General features: G+C 70.0%; 19 protein-coding genes. 10 read left to right on the forward strand and 9 right to left on the reverse strand.

Annotated features, from left to right (window positions below; translation table 11 throughout):
• Positions 1-28 precede the first annotated feature (28 nt).
• Positions 29-994, forward strand: a complete 966-nt coding sequence (locus VGB75_09895) for a sugar-binding domain-containing protein (GenBank protein HEY0167343.1) — start codon at positions 29-31, stop codon at positions 992-994.
• A 9-nt stretch (positions 995-1,003) separates the two neighbouring features.
• A complete protein-coding gene (locus tag VGB75_09900) occupies positions 1,004-1,804 on the forward strand; it encodes a phosphotransferase (protein ID HEY0167344.1) in 801 nt (266 codons plus the stop codon).
• A gap of 265 nt (positions 1,805-2,069) precedes the next feature.
• Here the strand turns inward: VGB75_09900 and VGB75_09905 are convergent, their stop codons facing one another.
• From VGB75_09905 to VGB75_09930, 6 genes are all read right to left on the reverse strand, one after another.
• The gene (locus tag VGB75_09905) at positions 2,070-2,582 is read right to left on the reverse strand and encodes an Imm63 family immunity protein (protein ID HEY0167345.1); all 513 of its coding nucleotides are present in this window, start codon (positions 2,580-2,582) and stop codon (positions 2,070-2,072) included.
• Between the two features lie 8 nt (positions 2,583-2,590).
• Entirely contained in the window at positions 2,591-4,333 is a 1,743-nt protein-coding gene (locus VGB75_09910) for a DEAD/DEAH box helicase (GenBank protein HEY0167346.1), read from the reverse strand.
• 117 nt (positions 4,334-4,450) lie between these two features.
• On the reverse strand, positions 4,451-4,843 hold the full coding sequence (locus VGB75_09915; GenBank protein HEY0167347.1) for a DUF2237 domain-containing protein: 393 nt from the start codon (positions 4,841-4,843) through the stop codon (positions 4,451-4,453).
• Positions 4,844-4,886: 43 nt separating this feature from the next.
• The gene (locus VGB75_09920; GenBank protein HEY0167348.1) at positions 4,887-5,573 is read right to left on the reverse strand and encodes an ATP-binding cassette domain-containing protein; all 687 of its coding nucleotides are present in this window, start codon (positions 5,571-5,573) and stop codon (positions 4,887-4,889) included.
• Entirely contained in the window at positions 5,570-6,598 is a 1,029-nt protein-coding gene (locus VGB75_09925; GenBank protein ID HEY0167349.1) for an ATP-binding cassette domain-containing protein, read from the reverse strand. Before VGB75_09925 ends, VGB75_09920 begins: the two co-directional genes overlap by 4 nt.
• Entirely contained in the window at positions 6,595-9,750 is a 3,156-nt protein-coding gene (locus VGB75_09930; protein ID HEY0167350.1) for an FtsX-like permease family protein, read from the reverse strand. The genes VGB75_09925 and VGB75_09930 overlap by 4 nt, the downstream gene beginning before the upstream one ends.
• 183 nt (positions 9,751-9,933) lie before the next feature.
• Here VGB75_09930 and VGB75_09935 point away from each other — a divergent pair, with 183 nt between their 5' ends.
• On the forward strand, positions 9,934-12,063 hold the full coding sequence (locus VGB75_09935; protein HEY0167351.1) for a PPC domain-containing protein: 2,130 nt from the start codon (positions 9,934-9,936) through the stop codon (positions 12,061-12,063).
• Here the strand turns inward: VGB75_09935 and VGB75_09940 are convergent.
• Positions 12,053-13,021, reverse strand: a complete 969-nt coding sequence (locus tag VGB75_09940) for a DMT family transporter (GenBank protein HEY0167352.1) — start codon at positions 13,019-13,021, stop codon at positions 12,053-12,055. The genes VGB75_09935 and VGB75_09940 overlap by 11 nt on opposite strands.
• 69 nt (positions 13,022-13,090) lie before the next feature.
• Between VGB75_09940 and VGB75_09945 the strand changes: the two genes are divergently transcribed.
• Complete coding sequence (locus VGB75_09945) at positions 13,091-14,014, forward strand: LysR substrate-binding domain-containing protein (protein ID HEY0167353.1); 924 nt, start codon at positions 13,091-13,093, stop codon at positions 14,012-14,014.
• Positions 14,015-14,023: 9 nt separating this feature from the next.
• Here the strand turns inward: VGB75_09945 and VGB75_09950 are convergent, their stop codons facing one another.
• Positions 14,024-14,407 carry a VOC family protein gene (locus tag VGB75_09950; protein ID HEY0167354.1) on the reverse strand — a complete coding sequence of 128 codons (384 nt, stop codon included), beginning with the start codon at positions 14,405-14,407 and terminating at the stop codon, positions 14,024-14,026.
• Between the two features lie 54 nt (positions 14,408-14,461).
• On the opposite strand from VGB75_09950, the gene VGB75_09955 reads away from it, so the two are divergent.
• From VGB75_09955 to VGB75_09980, 6 genes are all read left to right on the forward strand, one after another.
• Complete coding sequence (locus VGB75_09955; protein ID HEY0167355.1) at positions 14,462-15,199, forward strand: peptidase E; 738 nt, start codon at positions 14,462-14,464, stop codon at positions 15,197-15,199.
• Complete coding sequence (locus tag VGB75_09960; protein HEY0167356.1) at positions 15,196-17,793, forward strand: DUF3516 domain-containing protein; 2,598 nt, start codon at positions 15,196-15,198, stop codon at positions 17,791-17,793. The genes VGB75_09955 and VGB75_09960 overlap by 4 nt, the downstream gene beginning before the upstream one ends.
• A 325-nt stretch (positions 17,794-18,118) precedes the next feature.
• On the forward strand, positions 18,119-19,183 hold the full coding sequence (locus VGB75_09965; protein HEY0167357.1) for an ABC transporter substrate-binding protein: 1,065 nt from the start codon (positions 18,119-18,121) through the stop codon (positions 19,181-19,183).
• Between the two features lie 90 nt (positions 19,184-19,273).
• Positions 19,274-20,887, forward strand: a complete 1,614-nt coding sequence (locus VGB75_09970) for a sugar ABC transporter ATP-binding protein (GenBank protein ID HEY0167358.1) — start codon at positions 19,274-19,276, stop codon at positions 20,885-20,887.
• Positions 20,880-21,836 carry an ABC transporter permease gene (locus tag VGB75_09975; GenBank protein HEY0167359.1) on the forward strand — a complete coding sequence of 319 codons (957 nt, stop codon included), beginning with the start codon at positions 20,880-20,882 and terminating at the stop codon, positions 21,834-21,836. The genes VGB75_09970 and VGB75_09975 overlap by 8 nt, the downstream gene beginning before the upstream one ends.
• Positions 21,833-22,867, forward strand: coding sequence for an ABC transporter permease (locus VGB75_09980; protein HEY0167360.1), 1,035 nt, complete (start codon positions 21,833-21,835; stop codon positions 22,865-22,867). The genes VGB75_09975 and VGB75_09980 overlap by 4 nt, the downstream gene beginning before the upstream one ends.
• On the opposite strand, the gene VGB75_09985 is transcribed toward VGB75_09980, so the two are convergent.
• Complete coding sequence (locus VGB75_09985) at positions 22,855-23,724, reverse strand: substrate-binding domain-containing protein (protein ID HEY0167361.1); 870 nt, start codon at positions 23,722-23,724, stop codon at positions 22,855-22,857. The genes VGB75_09980 and VGB75_09985 overlap by 13 nt on opposite strands.
• Positions 23,725-24,083 lie beyond the last annotated feature (359 nt).

Consider the following 24,083-nt stretch of genomic DNA (forward strand, 5'->3'; position numbering starts at 1 on the left):
CTGCCAGAATGTGCACCGAAGTGCTCATATGAGCAGAGGAGACGTGATGGCCGTCAGGGCGAGGCTCGGACCCGCGCAGCTGGTGCTCACCGCCTCGGTCGCCCGGCGCTATTACATCGACGGCAAGACCAAGATCGAGATCGCTGACGAGCTGGCGCTCAGCAGGTTCAAGGTCGCCCGGCTCCTGGAGGACGCCCGCTCCAGCGGGCTGGTGCGCATCGAGATCGGGCATCCCGGCGAGGTCGACGTGGCGCTGTCAGCCGACCTGCGAGACGCCTTCCACCTGCGGCACTCGCTCGTGGTGGACACCCTGGAGGAGGAACCGGCGGCGCTGCGCGGGCTGATCGGGGCTGCCGCCGCGGAGCTGCTCTCCGAGATCGTCACCGCTGAGGATGTGCTCGGCCTCGGCTGGGCCCGCTCGCTGATCTCGATGCGGTCCCACCTTCGCAGCCTCGCCGCCTGCTCGGTCGTCCAGCTCACCGGCGCGCTGGCCCAACCGGGCGTCGATGACAGCTCCATCGACCTGGTGCGCGACGTCGCCCGGATCGCCGGCGGCCCCGCCTACCTCTTCTACGCCCCGATGATCGTGCCCGACTCCGCCGCCGCCCTGCTGGCCCTGCCAGAGGTGGCACGCGCGATCGGGCGATTCGCCTCCGTGACCAAGGCGGTCGTCGGCATCGGCGGCTGGCAACCGCCCCACTCCACCCTCTATGACGCCATCTCGCCCTCGGACCGTCGAACGCTGGCCGAGGCAGGGGTGCACGCCGATGTCTCCGGCGTCCTTCTCGACAGTGACGGAGCGCCGGTGACCGCTGCCCTCAACGACCGCATTATCGGCATCCACGCCGCACAGCTCAAGCAGATCCCCGAGGTCATCGCCCTCGCCTACGGCATCGAGAAGGCCACCGCCGCCCGGGCCGCCATCCGCGGTGGCTACATCACCAGCCTCATCACGCACACCGCCTTCGCCCGGGCGCTGCTCGCGGCCGGCTGAGGATCGACCGTGGCGACGGTAGAGCATCCCCCGCACGAGATCCCGCTCCACGGCGGCACCTCCAACCGCGGGCTGGTGGTGCGAGTGGGCGACGCCGTGCACCGACCCCAGACGCGGGCCAGTCCGGCCGTGCACGCGCTGCTGCTGCATCTGGAGCAGGTCGGCTTCGACGGCGCCCCGCGCTACCTCGGTGATGACGAGCAGGGCCGCGAAGTCCTCAATTACCTGCCCGGCGAGGTCGCCACCGAGCCCTACCCGCCCTGGGCCCTGGAAGACGACGCCCTGGTCAGCGTGGCGGAGCTGCTGCGGCGCTTCCACCAAGCCGTCGCCTCCTTCGACCCGTCGCGGCACTCCTGGCTCACCGCCGTGCCCCAGGAGTACCGCCAGGGCTTGATCAGCCACAACGACCCCAACCTCGACAACGTCGTCTTCTCCGACGGCCGCGCCGCCGCCCTCATCGACTTCGACCTCGCCAGCCCCGGCTCGCGCCTGTGGGACGTGGCCCTGGCAGCCAGGCTCTGGACGCCGCTGCGCGACCCCGTCGACATAGCCGACCAGCGCGCCGAGCGCGTCGCTGAACGGCTCAGGCTCTTCGTCGACGCCTACGGCCTCGACGGCGAGGAACGGTCCCGGGTGGCCGCCGCCGCGAGCCGCTCGCACACCTGGTGCTACGACATCGTCCGGGCCGGCGCCGAGCAGGGACAACCCGGCTACGTCGACTACTGGCAATCCGAGGCCGATCAGCGCGCCGAGCGCGGCCGGCGATGGCTGGTCGCCCAGCAGGACGCCCTGCAGGACGCTCTTCGGTGACTGCCGAGGTATGGGTCAGTGGAAATCGGACCGGTGCGAGGCCGGTTTCTCTCAGGGGTCGTCCATAAGCGCCGGGGCCGCATACAGCAATGAAGCGGCCCCGACCGGTGTAGCGAGCACCAGCCGGGGCCTTGGCCGCACCCCTGCGTGAACAGGAGCCCCGGCCCAATGACCGAATCTAGCGGCAACGAGCGCTCTACCCCTGCTGGGCTCGGCGACACCCGGAGTGGGCGTCCACACACCTGACCAGCCGTGGGTGCCGCAGCTACGGCGGCTGGTTCGGCGCCCTGGCCGAGGACGGGCGGCCAGGGCTCCTGTCGGCCGGATCTGGCGGCAGTTGCGGCATCAGAGCGACGTCCCATGGCTGGCGTGCGGCCAGTTCACGTCGCCACCGTCGCGCCCAGGCCGGGTTGAGCCGGTGGAGCAGTTCTGCCTGCTTGGCCCAGAGCCCGACGCGGAAATCTTGGCTCTCGTCACGGTGTCGTGCCTCCCAGTATCTGGCGAGGCTGGAGGTCGTGGTCTCGAACGACCAATAGAGCAGCTCGTCGGGGTCCCTGGTGGTGCGGTGTTCGAACAGTTGGCCGCGTTCCTTGACGATCCAGTGCAGCTGTCCGTCGTCGCCGATCTCGATGTAGGGGCAGGCGGCGTCGATGTGCGGGTTGAAGCCGACGACGTCGTAGCCGGTCGCGCCGATCAGGTCGGCGAGCCGGCTGATCTCGGCCTCTAGCACCCCACGCCTGGCCGCGAGCACCTCACGGGGCGGGTCGATTGGCGGCATGTCTGTGGCTAGGCCTTGTGGCGCGGCTTCTTTGGCCTGCTGGGCCGGTCGGGGCCCTCCTCGCGCGTCAGCTCGATCAGCTGGCCCGAGATCCGGGTCCGGCTCAGCGCGTCCAGCGTCCTAGGTGGCAGGTCTGCCGGCAGCTCGACCAGGCTGTGGTCGATCTTGATGTCGATATGGCCGAAGTCCTGCCTGCTCAGGCCGCCCTCGTTGGCCAGGGCGCCCACGATGAAGCCGGGTTGCACCTTGTGCCGGCGGCCGACCCTGATCCGGTAGGTGGCCATCCGGACATCGGACTTGGCTCGGCGCTGACCGGCCACCCGGACGGCCGGTCGGTCGCGGTCCCGATCCCGGTCGGCAGACCGGTCGGCTCCTGAGCTGAACTCGTTCTTCCTTTTCACCACAGGGGGTTCAGGCGCCAGCAGGAAGGACTGGTCGTCCTGGGACAGCACTGCCAGCGCGGCCGCCACATCGGCCACCGGCACGTCGTGCTCGCGTGCGTAGTCATCGACCAGGCCCCGGAAGAAGTGCAGTTGCGGCGAGGCCAGGCTGGCCGTGATCGAGTCGGCGAACTTCGCCACCCGGGTGGTGTTGACGTCCTCGACCGTCGGCAGCGCCATCTCGGTTAGCGGTTGCCGGGTGGCCCGCTCGATCGAGCTGAGCAGGTGCCGTTCGCGATGGGTCATGAACAGCAGGGCCTCGCCGGTGCGCCCGGCCCGCCCGGTGCGCCCGATCCGGTGGATGTAGGACTCGGTGTCGGTGGGGATGTCGTAATTGAGGACGTGGCTGATCCGCTCGACGTCCAGGCCGCGAGCCGCCACGTCGGTGGCCACCAGGATGTCGAAGGCGCCGCTCTTGAGCTGGGCGATGGTGCGCTCGCGCTGGGCCTGCACCAGGTCGCCGTTGATCGCCGCCGCCGAGAAGCCGCGGGCGCGCAGTCGCTCGGCCAGGTCCTCGGTGGCCTGCTTGGTGCGGACGAAGACGATCATCGCCTCGAACGGCTCGACCTCGAGGATCCGGGTGAGGGCGTCCATCTTCTGGGCGTTGGCCACCTGCAGGTACCGCTGCCGGGTGTTGGCGGCCGTGACGGTCTTGGTCTTGACCGTGATCTCGGCCGCGTCGGTGAGGTAGCGCTTGGAGATCCGCCGGATCTGCGGTGGCATGGTGGCCGAGAACAGCGCCACCTGCTTGTCGGACGGGGTGTCTTTGAGGATCGTCTCGACGTCCTCGGCAAACCCCATCTGCAGCATCTCGTCGGCCTCGTCGAGCACCAGGAAACGCAACTGGGTCAGGTCCAGGGTCTTCTTCTCCAGGTGGTCGATCACCCGGCCGGGCGTGCCCACCACCACATGCGCGCCGCGGCGCAGCCCTGACAGCTGAACGCCGTAGCTCTGGCCGCCGTAGATCGGCAGCACGTGCAGGCCGGGCAGGTAGTGGGCGTACTTGCCGATCGCCTCGGACACCTGCAAGGCCAGCTCACGGGTCGGCGCCAGGATAAGCGCCTGGGGCGCCTTCTGGGACAGGTCGATCCGGGACAGGATCGGCACCGCGAAGGCGGCGGTCTTGCCGGTGCCCGTCTGGGCCAGGCCGACGACGTGGCGCCCGGCCATCAGCGCCGGGATGGTGGCGGCCTGAATCGGCGAGGGGCTCTCATAGCCCACGTCGACCAGGGCTCGCAGCACCCGCTCGTCGATGTCGAGGTCGGCGAAACTCAGGTGGCTGGAAAGGGACTCGTCCTCAGGCGCGCTCATCAGCGTCCAATCTAGTCGAGCCGAACGCCCGAGCCCTCATCCGCCGCTGAGGCGCCCAGCGCTGAGTGGCCGCGCCGCCCTGAGAGGCGCTCCAGCCTGAGAGGCGCCGTGCCGGGGTCAGGTCAGCGAGCTCGGGTCCGCCGGCACGTCGATGGCGTGCTCGCGCAGGATCTCCAGCGGGATGATCTCCAGTGCCAGGGCGTTGGTCGCGGCCAGCACCACCGGGGCCGCCACCCCGGCGCGGTGGGACTGCAGCCACCGCATCGCCACCACGCACCAGCGGTCACCCGGCCCGAGGCCGGCGAAGTCGTATTCCGGGCGGGGCGTGATCAGGTCGTTGCCCAGCTGCTGCTGATGGCGCAGGAACTCCGCGGTCAACACCGCGCACACCGTGTGGCTGCCGACGTCCTGCGGCCCGGAGGTGCAGCAGCCGTCCCGGTAGAAGCCGGTGACCGGATCGGAGCCGCACTCCTCGAGTTCGCCGCCCAGCACGTTTCGGTTATCGCTCACCGCCCCAGTCTGGCACTGACGAGGCGTAGCGAGGGTTAGCAGACTAAACGGTCACGCCGAATGTCGGGCGGTCATCACGCACCCAGCCGGCCAGGCCCTCGTCGAGCCGGAGCTCGGCATCGCACAGCGCGGCCGCCTCCGGGTCGTGGGTGGCCACCAGCACGCCGGCGCCACGTCGCGCCTCGCCCCGCAGCAGCGCCATCACCCGGGTCCGGTTGAGCGCGTCGAGCTCGCTGGTCGGCTCGTCGGCAAGCAGGTAGGACGGGCGCTCGGCCAGCCCGCGGGCGACCGCGACCCGCTGCTGCTGCCCGCCGGACAGCTCCTCCAGCAACTGGTCGGCGGCCTCGTCCAGGCCCAGCGCCACCAGCGCCGCCTCGGCGCGCTGCCGGGCGTCGGCCACTCTGGCCGCGACCAGCGGCACCGCCACGTTCTCGAGCGCGGTCAAGATCCGGATCAGCGCGTTGCCCTGCGGTATCAACACGATTCCCCTGCCCGCGGCCTGATCGCGACCGGTGATCAGCTGGCCGTCCAGGCTCAGCGTCCCGCCGGTCGGCTGGATCAGGCCCGACAGCGCAGCCAGCAGCGAGCTCTTGCCCGCTCCTGACGGTCCGGTGACGGCGACCAGCTCGCCCGGACCGAGCACCAGGTCAACCTGCCGGACGGCGACCAGCGCGCCGAAGCGCACCTCGATCCCACTGCCGCGCAGCCCGCCGGCGCTCGGCGCGGTCATGGCGTGCCTCCGGGCCGGCCGCTGTCGTGCGAGCTGCTGTCGTTGGAGCTGCTGCCCTGCGAGCCGTCGGAGCTCGAGCCGTCGGAGCTCGAGCCGCCGGCGCTCGATCCGGCGGCGCTCGATCCGGCGGCGCTCGATCCGTCGGCGCTCGATCCGTCGGCGCGAGGATCCAGCAGCACCGTGCCGTCGGGGTTGAGCCTCACCCGCAGCAGGGTTCCCGGCGCTAGCCGCTCCCGCACGTCCGGCGGCAGTTGCAGCGAGCCGTCCCGGCCGAGGACGGCGAAGTCCTCACCGCCGTGGCCCTCGGCTCCGATCCGGCCGTCGCGGATGGTGATGGTGCGCGGCATCCGGGCGGCCACCTCAGGGTCGTGCGTCACGGTGATCACCGTCGTTCCCACCGCCCGGTTCACCGACGCGATGGCCTGCAGCACCTCGTCGCGGTAACGGTGATCGAGCTGGCTGGTCGGCTCGTCGGTCAGCAACAGGCCCGGCAAGGTGGCCATCCCGACCGCGACGGCCAACCGCTGCAACTGCCCCGGGGTGAGCTCTGCCAACTTGCGTTCGGCGCAGTCGGCCAGTGACAGCAGGTCCAGCACCTCGCTGGGCCTGGGCAGTTCCCGGACTCCCAGGCGCAGGGCGGCCTTCTGCGCGAAGGCCACGTTCTGCGCGGGCGTGGCGTAGCTGAGCAGGTTGCGCGTCGCGCCCTGCAGCACCGCGCCCACGTCAAGGGCCCGCAACCTGTCCAGTTCAGCGTCGGGCAGGTTGGACAGATCGTGCTCGCCCACCCGCAACCGGCCGGCGCTGGGACGCTGCACCCCGGCCAGCAGGGTGATCAGCGTGGACTTGCCCGAGCCGGAGGGCCCCAGCAGGCCCACCAGCTGGCCTGCCGGCACCTCCAGGTCGACGCTGGTCAGCGCGACCACGTCGTTGCCTTCCAAGCGGTAGATGTGCACCAGTCCGTGCGCCGACACCGACAGGCCCCTGCCCGTTCCTGCCGCTGTCCGCACCGCCGCCCCTGTCGTCACTGTCCCTCCCGCAGCGCGTTCGGCGACACGGCGCGCAGCACCAGGACCGAGGCCAGCACGGCGGCGCAGCACAGCAGCGCCAGCGCGCTGCTGGTGGCCAGCAGCACCACCGGCCACGCCGTGCGGTAACTGGGCGACGGCACGGCGGCGGGGCTGACGAACAGCGCCACCTCCGGCAGCGCCAGCCGGGCGCCTGCCACCCCCACCGCGGCGCCGACCAGCACCCCGGCCAGCACCCCCAGCGCCTGCTCGGCCAGCACCGCCCGGCGCAACGTGCGCGAGGCAAGTCCGAGCAGCCGCAGCGCCGCCAGGTCATAGCCACGCAGCCGCCTGGAGGTCACGGCGACGATGACGATCATCAACGCCGCCAGCAGGGCCGCGATCAGGCCTGCTGCCAGCGCTGCTCTGATCGACCAGGCCGGCGGCGATTGGTCATAGAGCGACTGCTGCCGCGCGATCGTCGAACGATCGGTGACCGGGATGCCGGCAGCGGTCAGGGCTTCGGTCAGCTGGCGCTCGCGAGCCGGGTCGACCGATCGCAGCCAGATGCTGCTGGTGCTGTTGGTGAGCACCGACTCGCTGGCCGCGATCGCCAGCTCTAGGTCCAGCAGCAGCGCGCCGGCGCCGACCCGCGGCAGAAAGGGCAGCGACCCGACCGGTTGGCAGCTGGCCGACTCGCCGTCGATGCCGTGCATCGACACCGCCGCGCCGGCCTGGCCGGTCACCGGGGAATCGGCGGCGCCGGCGAGCAGGCAGGGCAGGTTCACCGGCACGCTCAGGTGCTGCAGTGTGGCCTCTGAGCCATGACTGACCGCCTGCAACAGCAAGCCGCCGGCGGCCTCGGTGAACGAGACGGTGGCCGCGGCGCCGGACGCGGCCGCCGCCTCCTCGGCGTTGCGCCAGTCCTGCGCGCGACCCAACGACACCGGCTGCCAGGCGCCAGGGGTTCGGGCAGCGTCCAAGCCCAGCAGCTGGATCGACACCTTGGCCGCCAGGAAGTCACCGACCGTCCTGACCAGCTCGATCCGGCTCAGCGTGCAGCCCTGCTCGCAGCCGCCGAGCGCCGCGCTCGGAGCGCTGGGCGCGTCGGCGGCCGGCGCCGGCAGCTGGGCAGCGGTCAGCGAGCCGTCCGGGCGTCGCAGATGCAGCCGAAGTGACACCGGCTCGGGCAGGTCCGGTGACGTCGGGTCGTCGCTGAGAACCTTGACGGCGCCCAGGCGCAGCCGAAGCGCCCGGCCGGCCACCGCGATCGGGGCGGGGGGATCAGCGGGCGCCAGCCGGTCCAGCAGCGGTTGCGGCGCGGCATCTCGGTCAAAGCCCCAGTCGGCGATGCGGTTGAGCCTCCGATGGTCCACGGCGAGCACCGGGGTCGCGTTGCCGTCGGGGCGCTGGGTGATGGCGGCCATCGCGTAGTCCCCGCTCGGATCGGCGGCGGCGACGACTGACCGGAGCTTGGCCGCCGTCGGCGCGGTGACCTCCAGCACCACCGCCGAACCCACTTCCGCCGCCGCCCTGGCTTCCCGGTTGACCGCCGCGACTTTCCATTGATCAACGCTGGAGACCAGTAACGCCACCGCCACGCACACCAGGGTGAGCACCCGCCGAAAGCCCGGCCGGCGAGCCGCCTGCAGGCCGGCCACCGCGATGACCAGCCGCCCGCGCCAGAGCGCCCGACGCCCGGCCAGCCGGGCTGCCCACAGGGCCAGCCGGCCCAGCAGCAGTCCGGCCAGGATCGCGAGCAGGCTAGGTGTGACCAGTGCCAGCGCGCTGTTGCGCTCACCGGTCAACGCCACCGCCACGCCGGCGACGGCGGCCACCGCCAGGCCGACCTCGGCAACTCCGGCGCGCCGGCGAGTGGTGACCGGCGCGACCGTGCGCAGCAACTGCCCGATCGGCTGGGCCGCCGCCCGCCTGGCCAGCAGCGCCGCCAGCGCCAGCTCCACCAGTGCCACTGCCGCGCCGGCGAGCAGCACCGGCCAGCGCCACTCCGGCTCGATGCCGGCAGGAAGCCACCAACGGCACAGCAGCCAGCATCCCAGCCAGGCCAGCAGCAGCCCGGGAACCAGCGTGGCGCCCACCAGCGCCGCGATCTCACCGAGGTAGGGACTGACCGCGGTGCGCTTGCTCTGGCCGCGCAACCGGGCGAGTGCGAGCTCTGGACGGCGCTGTTCGACCCCCACCGACACCACCAGGCCGAGCACCACCAGCACCACCAGCGCCAGCTGGACCGCCAGCGTCGGAATGATCACCCGGCTCTGGCGCCGTCCGGCGTCGGCCTGTTCCAGGAACGAGACCAGTCGCGATTCGACGCTGCCCCGGTTCGGATCGCCGGGCGGATGCGCCGCGTCGATCCTGGCGGTGATCGCCTCGACCGCCCGCAGCAACCGCTGGCTGTCCTCGATTCCGACCCTCTCCGGCGGCACCGGCAGGTCGGCGAAGTACTGGAACGGCGTGGTGCTGCCGGCCGTCGATGAGCGGCGGGCCGCCTCGAAGGCCGCGACGCCGGCCGGTGACAGCAGCAGGGCGTCCGAATGCAGCAGGTCGGGCACGGCGTCGCCCTGAGGCTCGCGCACCACCCCGGCGGGACTGGAGTAGGCGCGGTCGAACCAGTAGTCGGTGGCCGGGTCGAACGGCTGGTAGAGCCCGGCCACCCGGACGGCGCCGAGCTCATAGGCGCCTGACCCGCTCCGGCCGGTCAGCTGCAGCCGATCGCCGAGGCCCGCCTTGAGCACTCGGGCGCTGGAGGTGCTGATCAGCACCTCCAGCCCCGTCACCGGGCAGCGTCCGTCGGTGATCTGCAGCTGCCGGCAGACATCGTCGCGGCCGGCGGCGACCGCCTCGAAGCGCGAGCGCGGCCCGCTGACCGACACATCGGCCTCAAAGCCGGTCACCGGCGTGCCGAACAGTTCCCGCTGCGCTCCGGTGGGCAGGTAGGACCGGACCTCGGACGCCGAGCCTGCCGTCACCGTGACGCCCCGCTCGGCGGCGCCGGTGTGGCTGAGCTGGGACCGGATCGCGGCCTGCTCCACCGCTCGCTGGTACATCGGTCCCGCCGCGCAGGCAGCGATCGCGGTCATCGACAACAGGCCGACCAGGATCGACTGGCCGGCCCGGTGGCGCAACGAGCGCAACCCCAACCAGCCGCCGGACATGGGCGTCAGGCTAGCTCGCCCTAGCCCGGTCCCGCGTGCGGCAGCTGCCCTGGGCGCCAGGTGCCACGTCGGCGCCGTCTCAAGGATTGACACGGCACGGGTACGCGTGCAATGTGAGTATCAGGTGCTTTTACTGACAAATCCCCTATACCCCCGTCCCTCCTCTCTCTCCTGGAGGTCCCGATGCGCTCACTTGGCGCACGCCCTGCGCTGCTCGCACTGGCTCTGGTGGCTGCTGGCTCGTATCCAGCCGCCGGCGATCCGGCCCACTCAGCAGCCAGCGCTGCCGCGGTCTCCAGGACGTTCTCGGCGACCACTGCCGCAGCCGCCGAAAACCCGCCACTGTGGCAGAGCATGAGCGGCTGCGGCTCGGTGACTCCGCTCAGGACCATCCAGGCCAACCCGTCCAACTACCGGTCCTACATCGCGGGTCTGCTGCCCGGCGATCGGCTGCTGCTGGCCGCCGGCACCTACACCCAGGGGCTCAACCTCTGGGACAAGCGGGGCGAGCCTGACAAGTGCATCATCGTCGAGGGCCCGGCCAGCGGCTCGCCCGCCATCTTCACCAACAGCGACGTGCGCAACCTCGTGAGCTTCAAGGACTCCAGCTACATCGCCGTGCGCAACCTGTCCCTCGACGGCCAGGATCTGGGGGGCGACGGCGTCCGGGGCGAGGCGCATGGCGTGTCCAACCATCACATCCTGCTGGAGGGGCTGCACCTCAAGGAATTCGACGTCGACCCGCTGGTCTCGGGCATCAACAGCAAGTCCTGGGCCTGGAACTGGGTGATCCGCAACAGCACGATCACCAGCACCGGCACCGGGATGTACTTCGGCCATTCCGACGGCGCCTATGGGACCGCCAACTTCCTGGTCGAGAACAACGTCGTCTCCGACACCCGGGAGTACAACGTCCAGTTCAAGCACCAGCTCACCCGTAACACCTCGATCGGCATGCCCTCGTCCGGGACGACGATCATCCGCAACAACGTCTTCAGCAAGGCCGACCGCCCGCTCTCCGGCGCCGACCGGGCGATGCCCAACCTGCTGGTGGGCCACTGGCCGCGCTCGGGCGCGGGCTCGACGGACATCTACCAGATCTATGGCAACGTCCTTTACGAAAACCCTCATGAAGGTCTGTTCCAGGGCGAAGGCAACTTCTCCTTCCACGACAACCTGCTGGTGAACCGCAGCAATGACGGGGCGTACAGCCAGCCGCACAACGACGTGCCGAAACGGATCGACTACTACAACAACACCGTGGTCGCCGCCGGCAACGGCATCCGGATCGTCGGGGCGGACTCCGCTTACCAGCAACGGGTGTTCGGCAATGCCGTCTTCGCCGGCACACCGCTGACCGGCGGGCAGCAGAGCAACAACGTGTCCGGCAGCTACAGCGCTGCCTCGACCTATCTCACCAACCCAACGGCCGCACTCGGAGCAGGCCTGGACCTCTACCCCAAGACCGGCCAACTCCAAGGCAGCGCCATCGACTACTCGGGCTTGTCCAACCTCATCGACTACGACCGTGACTTCAACTACCGGTCTCGCATCACCACCTACCGGGGCGCCTACTCAGGCGAGGGCGTCAACCCCGGCTGGAAGCCGGCGCTGGCGATCAAGCCCCAGCCGGCCGCCAGCAACCAGTTGCAGAACGGCGTCGCGGTGACGGAAATCTCCGGAGCGACCGGCAGCCAGCAGTTCTGGACGATGACCGTGCCGTCGGGCGCCTCCAACCTGAAGGTTCACACCTCGGGCGGCGACGGCGACGCCGACCCGTATGTGCGGTTCGGCTCGGCGCCGACCACCGCGACCTATGACTGCGGACCGGTCACCGGCAATAACGATGAGATCTGCACCTTCCCGGCGCCGGCGCCAGGCACCTGGCACGTCCTGGTCGACGGCTACGCCGCCTACTCCGGCATGACCCTCATGGCCAGCTACCAGACCAGCCCGGCCTGCACCTCGGTCACCGACACCGAACCCAACGGCGTCGGCAACCCCCAACCCATCTCCGAATCCTGCAACCAGATCACCGGAACGTTCCTCAACGAAACACCGGCCAACGACTACTACCGCCTCAACGTGCCGGCAGGACGCACCGTCACCACACAGCTCTACAGCCTCACCGTCGACTACGACCTCTACCTCTACGACGCGACCGGCGCCGAGATAGCAAGCTCGACCAACGGCGACGCGGCCGCAGACCAAGCAACCTGGACCAACACCGGCACCACCGCGGCCACCATCGACATCCGCGTGAACCGCTACTCCTCGACTAAGACCACCTACCAGCTAGGGGTCAGCTACTGATCTGCGGGCTCGCCTTGGCTGTGACCGGCCGCGCGACGGCGGCCGGCCGCAGCAGCACCACCGCCGCCAGCACCACCGCCGCCCCGACCACCTGCCCGGGATTGACCCGCTCGCTGAACACCACGATGGCCGAGGCTGCGGTGACGACCGGCTCCAGGCAGGACAGGATGGCCGCCGTCGACGCGCCGACCAGCCGGAGGCCGCCGAGGAAGCAGCCGATCGCGACCACGCTGGAGATCAGGGCTATCGGCGCCAGCCACAGCCAGCCGGAGGGCCGGGCCGGCGCCTGCAACGACCCGGTGGTCAGCCCGAACAGGCCCACGCTGACCGCGGCGCTGCTGCACACCAGCGCCGAGAGCAGGTACACGTCGAAGTCCTGAGGCAGTCCGTTGGCCACAGTGATGTAGAGCGCGTAGGTCAGGGCGGAGAAGAAGGCCAGCAACACCCCTGCCGGCGCCACCGGGCCGTTGGAACCGGCGGAGCCGAGCAGCAGCGCCAACCCCGACAGCGAGCAGCCGAGGGCGGTGAGCTTTCGCCGGCTGACAGTCTCACGGCGCAACGCCAGGGCGAGCACCAGAACCACCGCCGGGTACACGTAGAGGATCTGCCCGACCAGCGAGGCGTCGATCCGGGTCAGCGCGGAGAAGTAGCAGGCGGCCTGCACGGCGTAGCCGAGACCGCCCAATGCCAGGCAGGTCAGCAGCAGCCGCGGCCCGGGCATGGCCGGCCGGCGGATCGCCACGATCAGCCAGAACACCAGCGCCGCGAGGCCGAACCGCCCGGCCAGCATCGAGCTGACGCTGAATCCGGCAGCGAAGCACTGCTTGCCGAAGACCGCTGCCAGGCCGAAGGCGGCTGCCGACAGCAGGCACAGACCCACCCCCCGGGCAGAGCGCAGCCGGTCCACGGTCGGCTCGGTGGCGGGCCGGGACGGCGGCACGATGGCGGTCTGAGTCACCGGCTAAACCTAAAGCGGTGGCATGTATCAAGGTAGCCTTGGTTTCCTTACCCAAGCATAGGGATTTCCTTGATATCACTTCACCAGCTGCGCTGCTTCCTGGCGACCCTGGAACACGGCTCGTTCACGGCCGCGGCGGCCGAGCTGGGGTTGGCACAGCCGTCGCTGTCCGAGCAGGTCCGGCTGTTGGAGCAGGGGCTGAACGCGCCGCTGTTCGACCGGGTCGGCCGGGGCCTGGCGCCGACCGAGGCCGCCCGGGCGTTGCGCCCGCACGCCGAGCGGGCGCTGACCGCGGTCACCGAGGCCAGCCGCGCGGTCGCCTCGGTCCGCGACGTGCTGGAAGGGACTATCCGGTTCGGGGTGTTCGGAACCGCCCGGTTGTACCTGGGCAGCGCGCTGGTGGCCGACGTGCTGCGCGAGCATCCCGGGGTGCGGCTGGAGCTGATCGGCCAGAACTCCATGGAGGTGCTGCAGGATCTGCGGCACGGCAGGCTGGAGGCGGCTGTGATCGCGCTGCCGATCGCCGACGAGGGATTGCAGGTCCGACCGCTGATCCGCGACGAGCTGGTCTACGTCAGCGCCGATCCGGCGCGGGTGCGCAAGCCGGTGACCGCCGCCGAGCTGGCACTGGCGCCGCTGGTGCTCTCGGAGGCCAGTTGGGGTAACGAGGACTCCACCCGTCGGCAGCTGGCCAGAGCGGTCCAGTCGGTGGGCTCGACGCTCAGGCCGCGCATCGAGGTGGAAGACATCGAGACCGCGCTGGAAGTCGCGGCACTCGGCCTGGCCGACACGATCACTGCCCGGGGCCTGCTGCACCGGCTGGGCGACCGGCTCTCGCCCCAGCTCCGATGGGCGCCGCTGCGGCCGAGGATCTTCGACGAGTTCGCGATCGTGCACCGGCAGGGCGCCACGCTCTCGCCTGCCAGCCAGGCGATCGTGACGATCGCAGCGGCCCGGATGCGGGCTGTCGGCGCAGCGGTGACCGGCCGGTGAGCAGGCGGCTCAGCCCTCAGCGCGTTGGTCGCTGCGCATCGGGTGATCCGAGGGCACCTGCACCAGCACGATCCGGATGCCGTCCGGGTCGGCGATCCACAGTTCGATCAACCCCCAGGGCTCCAGTCGCGGCGGGCGCAGCACCGGCACCCCGAGCGCGGCAAGCCGGGTGTGCTCAGCGCCGACGTCGCGCACCTGCAGCCAGAGTTCCAGTCCGGCCGGGGCGCCGGGCGCACTCTGCCCGGACACTTCGAGCAAGCCGTTGCCGAGGAAGAACACCAGCCCGGAGGGAAACTCGCGGTACACCGCCAGCCCGAGGATGTCGCGGTAGAAGCGCTGGCTGGTGGCCAGCTCACGGGGGTGCAGCAACAGCCGGCTGCTCAAGACGTCCATGACTGCCATGATGCCTCTGAGGCGGAACCGGGGTCGGGTCGATAGATTGCGGCTATGACAGCCGCTGAACCGACCATCCTGGCCACCTCGGGCGGCATGGTCGCCTCACGCCGGCTTCGCTGGGAGTTCGGCCCGCTCACCGACTACGCCGTCGAGCTCGCCGGCGTCACCGGCCGCGCTCCCCGAGTGTGCTTCCTGGCCACCGCGATGGGTGACAACGCCGAGCAGATCAGGGGCTTCTACGACGCCGCCGGGCAGGCAGGCTTCGTCCCCAGCCACCTCGCGCTGTTTCCGATGCCCAACGTCGAGGACCCGCGCGAGCTGTTGCTGGGCCAGGACGTGATCTGGGTGCTCGGCGGCAGTGTGGCAGGCCTGCTGGCGATGTGGCGGCTGCACCGGCTCGAGCCGGTGATGCGCGAGGCGTGGCAGGCCGGTGTGGTGCTGACCGGGGTGTCGGCCGGGTCGATCTGCTGGCACAGCGGCGGCACCACCGACTCGTTCGGGCCGGATCTTCGTCCGGTCACCGATGGGCTGGCTCTGGTGCCGTTCTCCAACGGAGTGCACTACGACTCCGAGCCGCAGCGCCGTCCGGCGTTTCACTCGCTGATCGGCGACGGCACGCTGGCCGCGGGTTATGCCACTGAAGACGGCGTCGGCGTGCTCTACCGGGGTGATCGCTTCGTCGAGGCGGTGACCGAGAGGGAGGGCAAGAGCGCCTACTTCGTCAGCCGATCGCCGGACGGCGCCGTCACCGAGCAGCCCTTGGACACCCGCCTGCTCAGAGCGCCGTGACCCGCTCCGAGCGGTCCCTGGCCGCGTTGCTGGACACCGGCGCCTTGACCGGCGCCGATCCCGACACGATCTATGACGCCTTCACCGGCTGGGCCGCCGGCCAGGGGCTGGAGCTGTACTCGGCCCAGTCCGAGGCGCTGATCGAGTTGATGTCGGGGTCCAACGTGATCCTGTCCACGCCGACCGGATCGGGCAAGTCACTGGTCGCCACCGGCGCCCTCTTCGCCGCGTTGTCAGCGAGTGAGCATCGCAGCGATTCGGGAGCCCCGGCTCCCGCCGGTGACGGCGGAGCGAGCCGGCAATCAGCCAAGCGCAGTTTCTACACCGCGCCGATCAAGGCGCTGGTGAGCGAGCGGTTCTTCGCGCTCTGCGAGGTCTTCGGCTCCTCCCGGGTGGGAATGATGACCGGTGACGCCAGTGTCAACGGCCAGGCCGAGATCATCTGCTGCACCGCTGAGGTGCTGGCCAACCTGGCCCTGCGCGCGGGTAGCGCCGCCGACATCGGCCTGGTGGTGATGGATGAGTTCCACTATTACGGCGACTCCGACCGCGGCTGGGCCTGGCAGGTCCCGCTGCTGGAGCTCAACCACGCGCAGTTCCTGCTGATGTCGGCGACGCTGGGCTCGGTCGACTTCTTCTCCGAAGACCTCAGCCGCCGCACCGGACGGCCGACCGCTGTGGTGAGTTCGGCCGAACGCCCGGTGCCGCTGTTCCACTACTACGTCACCACCCCGCTGCACGAGACGATCGCTGAGCTGCTGAGCACTCACCAATCCCCGGTCTACGTCGTGCACTTCACGCAGGCCGCGGCGCTGGAGCAGGCTCAGGCCCTGACCAGCGTCAACGTCTGCTCCCGGGCCGAGAAGGATCTGATCGCCGCCGCGATCGGGGACTTCCGGTTCAGCTCCGGATTCGGCAAGACGCTGTCGCGGCTGGTGCGCCACGGCATCGGGGTGCATCACGCCGGCATGCTGCCCAAGTACCGGCGGCTGGTCGAGCAGCTGGCCCAGGCCGGACTGCTCAAGGTCATCTGCGGGACGGACACGCTGGGGGTCGGCATCAACGTGCCGATCCGGACCGTGGTGCTCACCTCGTTGAGCAAGTACGACGGCCGCCGCAGCCGGCAACTGCAGGTTCGGGAGTTCCACCAGATCGCCGGACGGGCCGGTCGGGCCGGGTACGACACCGCCGGAACGGTGGTGGTGCAGGCGCCCGAGCACGAGGTCGAGAACGCCCGGCTGCTGGCCAAGGCAGGCGAGGACGAGAAGAAGCGCCGCCGGGTTCAGCGCAAGAAGGCGCCTGAAGGCTTCGTGTCGTGGTCGAAGGCGACGCATGACCGGCTGATCGGCGCCGAGCCTGAGTCGTTGAGCTCGCACTTCCGAGTCACCCACTCGATGTTGCTCAACGTCATCGCCCGGCCGGGTGACGCCTTTGCCGCCATGCGGTCACTGCTCACCGACAACCACGAGGCCCGCCCAGCCCAACGCCGGCACGTCCGGTCAGCGATCCAGGCCTACCGGTCGTTGCTGACCGCCGGTGTCATCCAGCGGCTGGAGGCGCCGGATGACACCGGCCGGACAGTCCGGCTCACCGTCGACCTGCCGCCGAATTTCGCATTGAACCAACCGTTGTCGACCTTCGCGCTGGCCGCGATCGAGTTGCTCGACGTCGAATCCGACACCTTCGCCCTCGACGTGCTGTCAGTGATCGAGGCCACCTTGGAGGACCCGCGCCAGGTTCTGTACGCCCAGCAGTCCAAGGCACGCGGTGAGGCGGTCGCTCAGCTCAAGGCCGAGGGTGTCGAATACGAGGAGCGGATGGCGCTGCTGGAGGAGGTGACCCACCCGCAGCCGCTGGCTGAGTTGCTGGAGGCCGCTTTCAGCATGTACCGCAAGGGTCATCCATGGCTGATCGAGCACCAGCTCTCCCCCAAGTCGGTGGTGCGTGATCTGTGGGAACGCGCCATGAACTTCACCGAGTACGTCTCCTTCTACGGCCTGACCCGCTCTGAGGGCCTGCTGTTGCGTTATCTCAGCGACGCCTACCGAGCACTGCGAGCCGGTGTGCCGCACGCCGCCCGGACCGAGGCCGTCGAGGACCTGACCGCCTGGCTCGGCGAACTGGTGCATCAGGTCGATTCCAGCCTGCTGGACGAATGGGAGCAGCTGACCGCTCCGGCGCCGGAGTCTGCGACGGTGGGCATGCTGGCGCCACCGACCCGGCCGCTGACTGCCAACACCCGCGCTTTCACGGTGCTGGTGCGCAACGCCATGTTCCGACGGGTCGAATTGGCCGCCGGCCGGCGTTACGCCGAACTCGGCGAGCTCGACGCCGGCGCGGGCTGGGATGCCGAGGCTTGGCAGGAGGCCCTGGCTGGTTACTTCAGCGAGTACGACCGGATAGACGCCGGGCCGCAGGCCCGGGGCCCGAGCTTGTTCCAGGTCAGCGTCGAGCCGCGACGGTGGCTGGTCCGGCAGGTCTTCCAGGACCCGAACTCCGACCACGACTGGGGAATCAGCGCAGAGGTCGACCTCGAGGCCAGCGACGAGGCCGGCGAGGCGGTGCTTCGGATCACCCGGGTGGACCGCTGGTGACCGCGACGCTGGACTGTCACGCCCGCAGCCGGCGCCCGTTGCCCGCCGGAGCTGGTTGGCAGCCCATGCCGCTAGTCGCCAGCCGATGGCCGGCTGGCTGATCTCAAGTCCCAGCCGGACCTGGGCGCGAGTCCTGGGGGACCTCGACGGGGATTGCTCACAGTTGAATAGACTTCGCCATGCAGGTCGTGGGAACGGCCGGCGACGACGCTCGACCGGCCACCGACCACTCCGTGCGGTCGCGACCGGTCCGCTTTCCGGTGCGCGAGCACCCATACCGAGGAGTGAGTTGCGAATGGTCTCCACCACCCACAGGCGGCGCAGGATGGCCGTGGCAGGAACCGCCGTGGCCGTGAGCCTGCTGGCCGCGGGCTGCTCCAAGTCCGACGACAGCGCCTCCGGAGCTGACAACGCAGCCTCCGGGGGCGGGCCGGCCGCGACTGTCGCCAGCTCGGCGCCCGCCACCGGCGACGGCTGCACGCTGTCCAAGTACGGCGCCACCAAGATCGACCTCAAGAACGCGATTGTCGGCTTCTCCCAGTCCGAGCCCGAGACCGCCGCATTCCGGGTCGCCGAGACCAAGTCGATCCAGGACGAGGCGGCCAAGCTGGGTGTGAAGAAGTTGCTGCACACCAACGCCAACGCGCAGCTGTCCAAGCAGATCGCCGACATCCAGGACATGCTCAACCAGGGTGCGCAGTTCCTGATCGTGGCCCCGCTGAACTCCGACGGCCTCGAACCGGCGCTAGCGGCGGCCAAGGCCAAGCGCGTTCCGGTGCTGACCATCGACCGCAAGGTCAACGCCACCGCGTGTTCGGATTATGTCGCCTTTATCGGGTCGAACTTCGTCGAGCAGGGCAAGCGAGCAGCTGACGCGCTGGCCAAGAGCACCGGCGGCAAGGGCAACATCGCGATCCTGCTGGGCTCCTCGGGCAACAACGTGACCACCGACCGCACCTCGGGCTTCCTCACCCAGATCAAGAAGGTGGCCCCGGACATGAAGGTGGTCGCGCAGCAGACCGGTGACTTCGCCCGCGACAAGGGCCAGTCCGTGATGGAGACGCTGCTGCAGGCACACCCCGAGATCACCGCGGTCTACGCCGAGAACGATGAGATGGGCCTGGGCGCCGTCGTCGCCATCTCGGCCGCCGGCAAGAAGCCCGGCGTCGATATCAAGGTGGTCTCGATCGACGGCATCCGAAGCGCCGTGCAGGCGATCGTGGACGGCAAGTACAACGCCGTGATCGAGTCGAACCCGCGGTTCGGCCCGCTGGCCTTCAAGACCGCGCAGGACTTCCTCAACGGCGTCGCGATTCCGGCGGACGTCATCATCTCCGACAACGAGTACGACAAGGACAACGCCAAGGACAACCTCGGCAACGCCTTCTAGGCTTCGCCGATCCCGGCTCGTGGCGCCTCGCGAGCCGGGATCGAGCGTTCTGGCCTGCCCAGACCGAACCAGCCCTTGAAGGGAGCGTCGGTGGATCCCGTCCCAGCCGACACCACCGGCGCCAGCGACCGGGCCGGACCCGTCGTGGCAGTCACCGACGTTTCGATGCGGTTTCCCGGCGTGCTCGCCCTGGACAGGGTGTCCTTCGAGCTATTCCCGGGTGACATCCACGCGCTGGTGGGTGAGAACGGGGCTGGCAAGTCGACCCTGATCAAGGTCATCACCGGCGTGTACCAGCCCGACTCCGGCGAGCTGCGGCTCAACGGCGAGCCGGTGTCCTTTCCCAACCCGGCCGCGGCGCAGGCCGCCGGGATCAGCACCATCTATCAAGAGGTCAACCTGATCCCGCTGCAGAGCGTGGCGCGCAACATCTACCTCGGCCGCGAACCGCGCAACCGGTTCGGCCTGATCGACTTCCGCCGGATGAATGCCGATGCCCGGGCGCTGCTGGCCGAGTACGGCATCATCGTCGACGTCCGGCGGGCGCTGCGCTCGCTCGGCCTGGGCATGCAGCAGATGGTGGCGCTGGCACGCGCGGTGTCCATCGAGGCGCGAGTGGTCATCATGGACGAGCCCACCAGCTCGCTGGAACCCCGCGAGGTCGAAACGCTGTTCGGCGTCATCCGGCTGCTGCACCAGCGTGGTGTCGCCATCGTCTACGTCAGCCACAAGATGGACGAGCTCTACCGGATCTGCCAGCAGGTGACGGTGATGCGCGACGGCAAGGTGGTGCACACCGGCCGGCTCGCCGAGCTGGAGCGCCTCCGGCTGATCTCACTGATGCTCGGCCGTGACATGGCCGAGGTCCGCCGCGGCGGGCGCACCACGTTCGGCGAGTCCCATGCCAGCGACGCGCCGCCGGTGCTGTCAGTAGCCGGCCTCAACAGCAAGCACGCCCTGCGCGACGTCTCCTTCGACGTCCGGCCGGGTGAGGTGGTGGGCTTGGGCGGCCTCCTGGGCGCCGGCCGTAGCGAGACCGCCAAGGCCATCGCCGGCGCTTTCGACTTGGACGCCGGCACCGTCTCTGTCAATGGCAAGCCGCTGCGCCGGCACACCACGGCGACCGCGCTGCGAGCCGGCATCGTGCTGCTGTCGGAGGACCGCAAGGTCGAGGGCATCATCGCCAACCTCTCGGTGCGGGAGAACATCGCGCTGGCCGCGCTGCCACAGCTGTCGCGCTACGGCCTCGTCTCACGCGCCAAGCAGGACAAGCTCGTCGAGACCTTCATGACCCGGTTGCGGATCAAGGCGTCCTCGCCGGAGCAGAAGGTCTCCGAGCTCAGCGGCGGCAACCAGCAGAAGGTGCTGCTGGCACGCTGGCTGTGCACCAGCCCCAAGGTGCTGCTGCTGGACGAGCCGACCCGCGGCATCGACGTCGGCGCCAAGGCCGAGGTGCAATCCCTGATCGAGGACCTCGCCGCCCAGGGGCTGGCGGTGGTTCTCATCTCCAGCGAGCTCGAGGAGCTGATCGAGGGCTCAGACCGGATCGTCGTGTTGAAGGAAGGCGCCGTGCTCGGGCTGTTGGAGGACGCCGACGTGACCGAAGACCGGCTGCTGGACATGCTGGCCACCCCGCTGGACCAGCTGGCGGATCAGGTGTCGCAAGAGCCCGCCGCGACGACGAAGGCGGCCGAGCATGGCTGACACCCTGGTGGCGCGCTCCCGGCCGAGGCTGCGGGCCGGCTGGATGCAGGACTACGGCGTCTACGTGGCGCTGGCTGCGATCCTGTTGGCGAACCTGCTGATCACCGATCATTTCGTGACCCTGTCGAACCTGCGTACCCAGCTGGTGCAGGTGGTGCCGGTGCTGATCATCGGGCTGGGCATGGCCCTGGTGATCGGCACCGAGGGCATCGACCTCTCGGTCGGATCGGTGATGGCGCTGGCCGCCGCTCTGCTGCCGCTCTATCTGGGCTACGGCGCCCTGCTGAGCATCGTCATGGCCCTGCTCGCCGGGTTGCTGGTGGGCGCGCTGAACGGATGGCTGATCGCCTACGTCGGCGTGCAGCCGATCGTGGCCACGCTGGCCTTGCTGGTCGGCGGGCGCGGGCTGGCGACCGTGATCGGCGGGGCCCAGAAGGACATTCGCAACCAGACGCTGCTCGACATCGGGGCCAATGAGGTCGGCGGGGTGCCGATCATCGTCGCCATCGCCGCGGTGCTGACCATCGTCGTCTCGTTCGTGGTGCGCAAGACCACCTTCGGACGGCAACTGGTGGCCGTGGGCGGCAACCGGATCGCCAGTGAGCTGGGCGGCCTGCCGGTGAAGCGGATCCTGATCACCGTCTACGTCCTGTCCGGCGTGCTCGCCGCCGTCGCCGGCGTCATCGCCACCGCCCGGCTCACCGCCAGCACGCCCAACACCCTGGGCCTGAACCTGGAGCTCAGCGCGATCACCGCCGTGGTGGTCGGGGGCACGCCGCTCACCGGCGGACGGGTGCGAGTCCTGGGCGTGGTGGCCGGCGCGATCTTGATGCAGCTGATCCGTTCGACGCTGATCGCGCACAACCTGCACGATTCAGTGGCCCAGATGACGCAGGCCGCGATCATCCTGATCGCGGTGTACGCCCAGCGAGGACGTGTCCGGACATGAGCGAGGCATCCCTGCAGCAAGGCGGCGCCACCGCCTCCTCCGGAGGTCTCACCGCCGCGGCCGAGGGGGTTGGCGAGAGCCGCTACGAGCAGTTGGCCGCGCTGGCCCAACGGCGCGGTTCGCTGGTGATCCTGGTGCTCACGGTGCTGATCGCCTCGGCGGTGTTCGACTCGTTCGCCACCGGCGCCAACGTCCGCAACATCGCGCTGCAGAGCTCCTTCCTGTCGGTGGTCGCCCTCGGCATGACGTTCGTGATCATCACCGGTGGCATCGACCTGTCGGTCGGCTCGGTCTATGCCCTCGGTGGCGTGCTGGCCGCGTGGGGCTCCCAGCACGGTTCGCTGCCGGCCTTCGCGCTGCCACTGGTGGTGTGCGGGGCGATCGGCCTGGGCAATGGCCTGCTCATCAGCCGGGGTGGCCTGCCGCCCTTCATCGTCACCCTGACCACGCTGCTCTTCGCCCGTGGCCTGCTGCTGTCGCTGACCAACGAGGGCGCGACCACGTACACCATCGAGCGCCAGTCGGTGTTCGCCCGGATGGGCCAGGGCACCCTGTGGGGCATCGGCTACCCGGTCTACATCGCCTTGGCGCTGTTCGTCCTGGGCACGGTCGTGCTGCAACGCACCCGGTTCGGCCAGACGGTGTTCGCGATCGGCGGCAGCGAAGACGCCTCCCGGCTGATGGGCCTGCCGGTGGCCCGGGTCAAGGTCGGGGTCTACCTGATGTCGGGATTGCTGGCCGGGTTCGGCGGCATGATGTCGGCCGCGCAGGCATCCTCGGGCGTCACCATCGTCGGCGTCGGGCTGGAACTCAGCGCCATCTCGGCGGTGGTCATCGGTGGCACCCTGCTCACCGGTGGCGCCGGCAGCATCGGCGGGACACTGGCCGGAGTGGCTCTGCTGGGCGTCATCCAGAACATCATCAACCAGATCGGGTCGCTGAACTCCTCTTATCAGGCCGTGGTCAATGGCGCCTTTCTCGTCGTGGTGGTGGTCGGCCAGACCTACCTGAGCAGGCGTCAACGGCTCTGAGCCGGGCCCGCCTCACCGGGTGGACCGCTGGTGACCGCCACGCCGACGGTCGACTCCCGCACCTGGAGCCGGTGGCCTGCCACGACATTCACCGGCGGGCCGTCGGCTCCCTCGCGGATCCGGCGACACAGCAGGTCCACCGACACCTCGGCTATCTCGCGTTTGTCCGGGGACACGGTGGTCAAGCTGGGACTGGTGAACCGGGCGTCCTCGATGTCGTCGAAACCGGCCACCGCGACGTCCTCTGGCACGCGCAACCCACTGGACAGCAGCGTGCGGATGGTGCCCAGCGCGAGCAGGTCGTTGGCGCAGAAGACCGCGTCCGGCGGCTCCTTGACGGTGAGCAGACGGGCCATCGCGGCGGCGCCCTCCGCCCGGCGTAACGGGCTGGCCCGCACGATCAGGGCCTGATCGGGTCGCCGGCCGGCCTCGATGAGCGCGGACCGATAGCCCGACAGCCGCACCGTCCCGGCGCCGCCCGGGGCCTGCGCTCCGATGAAGGCGATCCGCTGCCGGCCGAGCTCGATCAGGTGCAGGGTGGCCTCATGCGCCGCGCGCACGCTGTCCACTGCGACGCGATCGGCGCTGACGTGCGCAGAGTCCTCGCTGAGCAGCACCACCGGCCGCTGCTGAGCGAGGTCGGCGATGCCCTCACCGGTCAGCGCCAGCGGGCTGGTGATCGATCCGTCGATGCGGTGGGAATGCGACCCGCTGGTGACCGGCTTCTGGCCAGACCGGTCGCCGCCGGTCTGGTCGATCAGCACCGTCCAGCCACGCCGGTCGGCGGCTTCGACGATCAGGCCGGCGATCTCGGCGAAGTACGGCTCGTCCAAAGCCGGGATCGCCAACGCGATCAAGTCCGTCCGGCCGGTGCGCAGGCCGCCGAGCTGAGGTGTTGGGCCGGTAGTCCAGAGTCTCGAGCGCGGCACGCACCCGCGACCGGGTCTCGGCGCTGACGAAGGGGTAGTCGTTGACCACGTTGGAGACCGTCTTGATGGACACGCCGGCCAGCCGCGCCACATCTTTCAGGCTGGCGGCCATGGCGACTCCTCGCTGTCCGGCGGTTCCATCCGGCGCCGCCGAGCTGTCGCTGGAAGGTACCTCCTCCCAAGAGCCGGCAGCAGCCGTTTGCCTCCCGCACCGTCGGCGCGCCTACCCACCGCAGGCGTTCGCACCGGCATCAGGACCTCCACAAGACGAGCTCTGCCCGCGGCAG

It is taken from the genome of Jatrophihabitans sp. (assembly GCA_036399055.1).
Taxonomy (GTDB): Bacteria; Actinomycetota; Actinomycetes; order Mycobacteriales; family Jatrophihabitantaceae; genus Jatrophihabitans_A.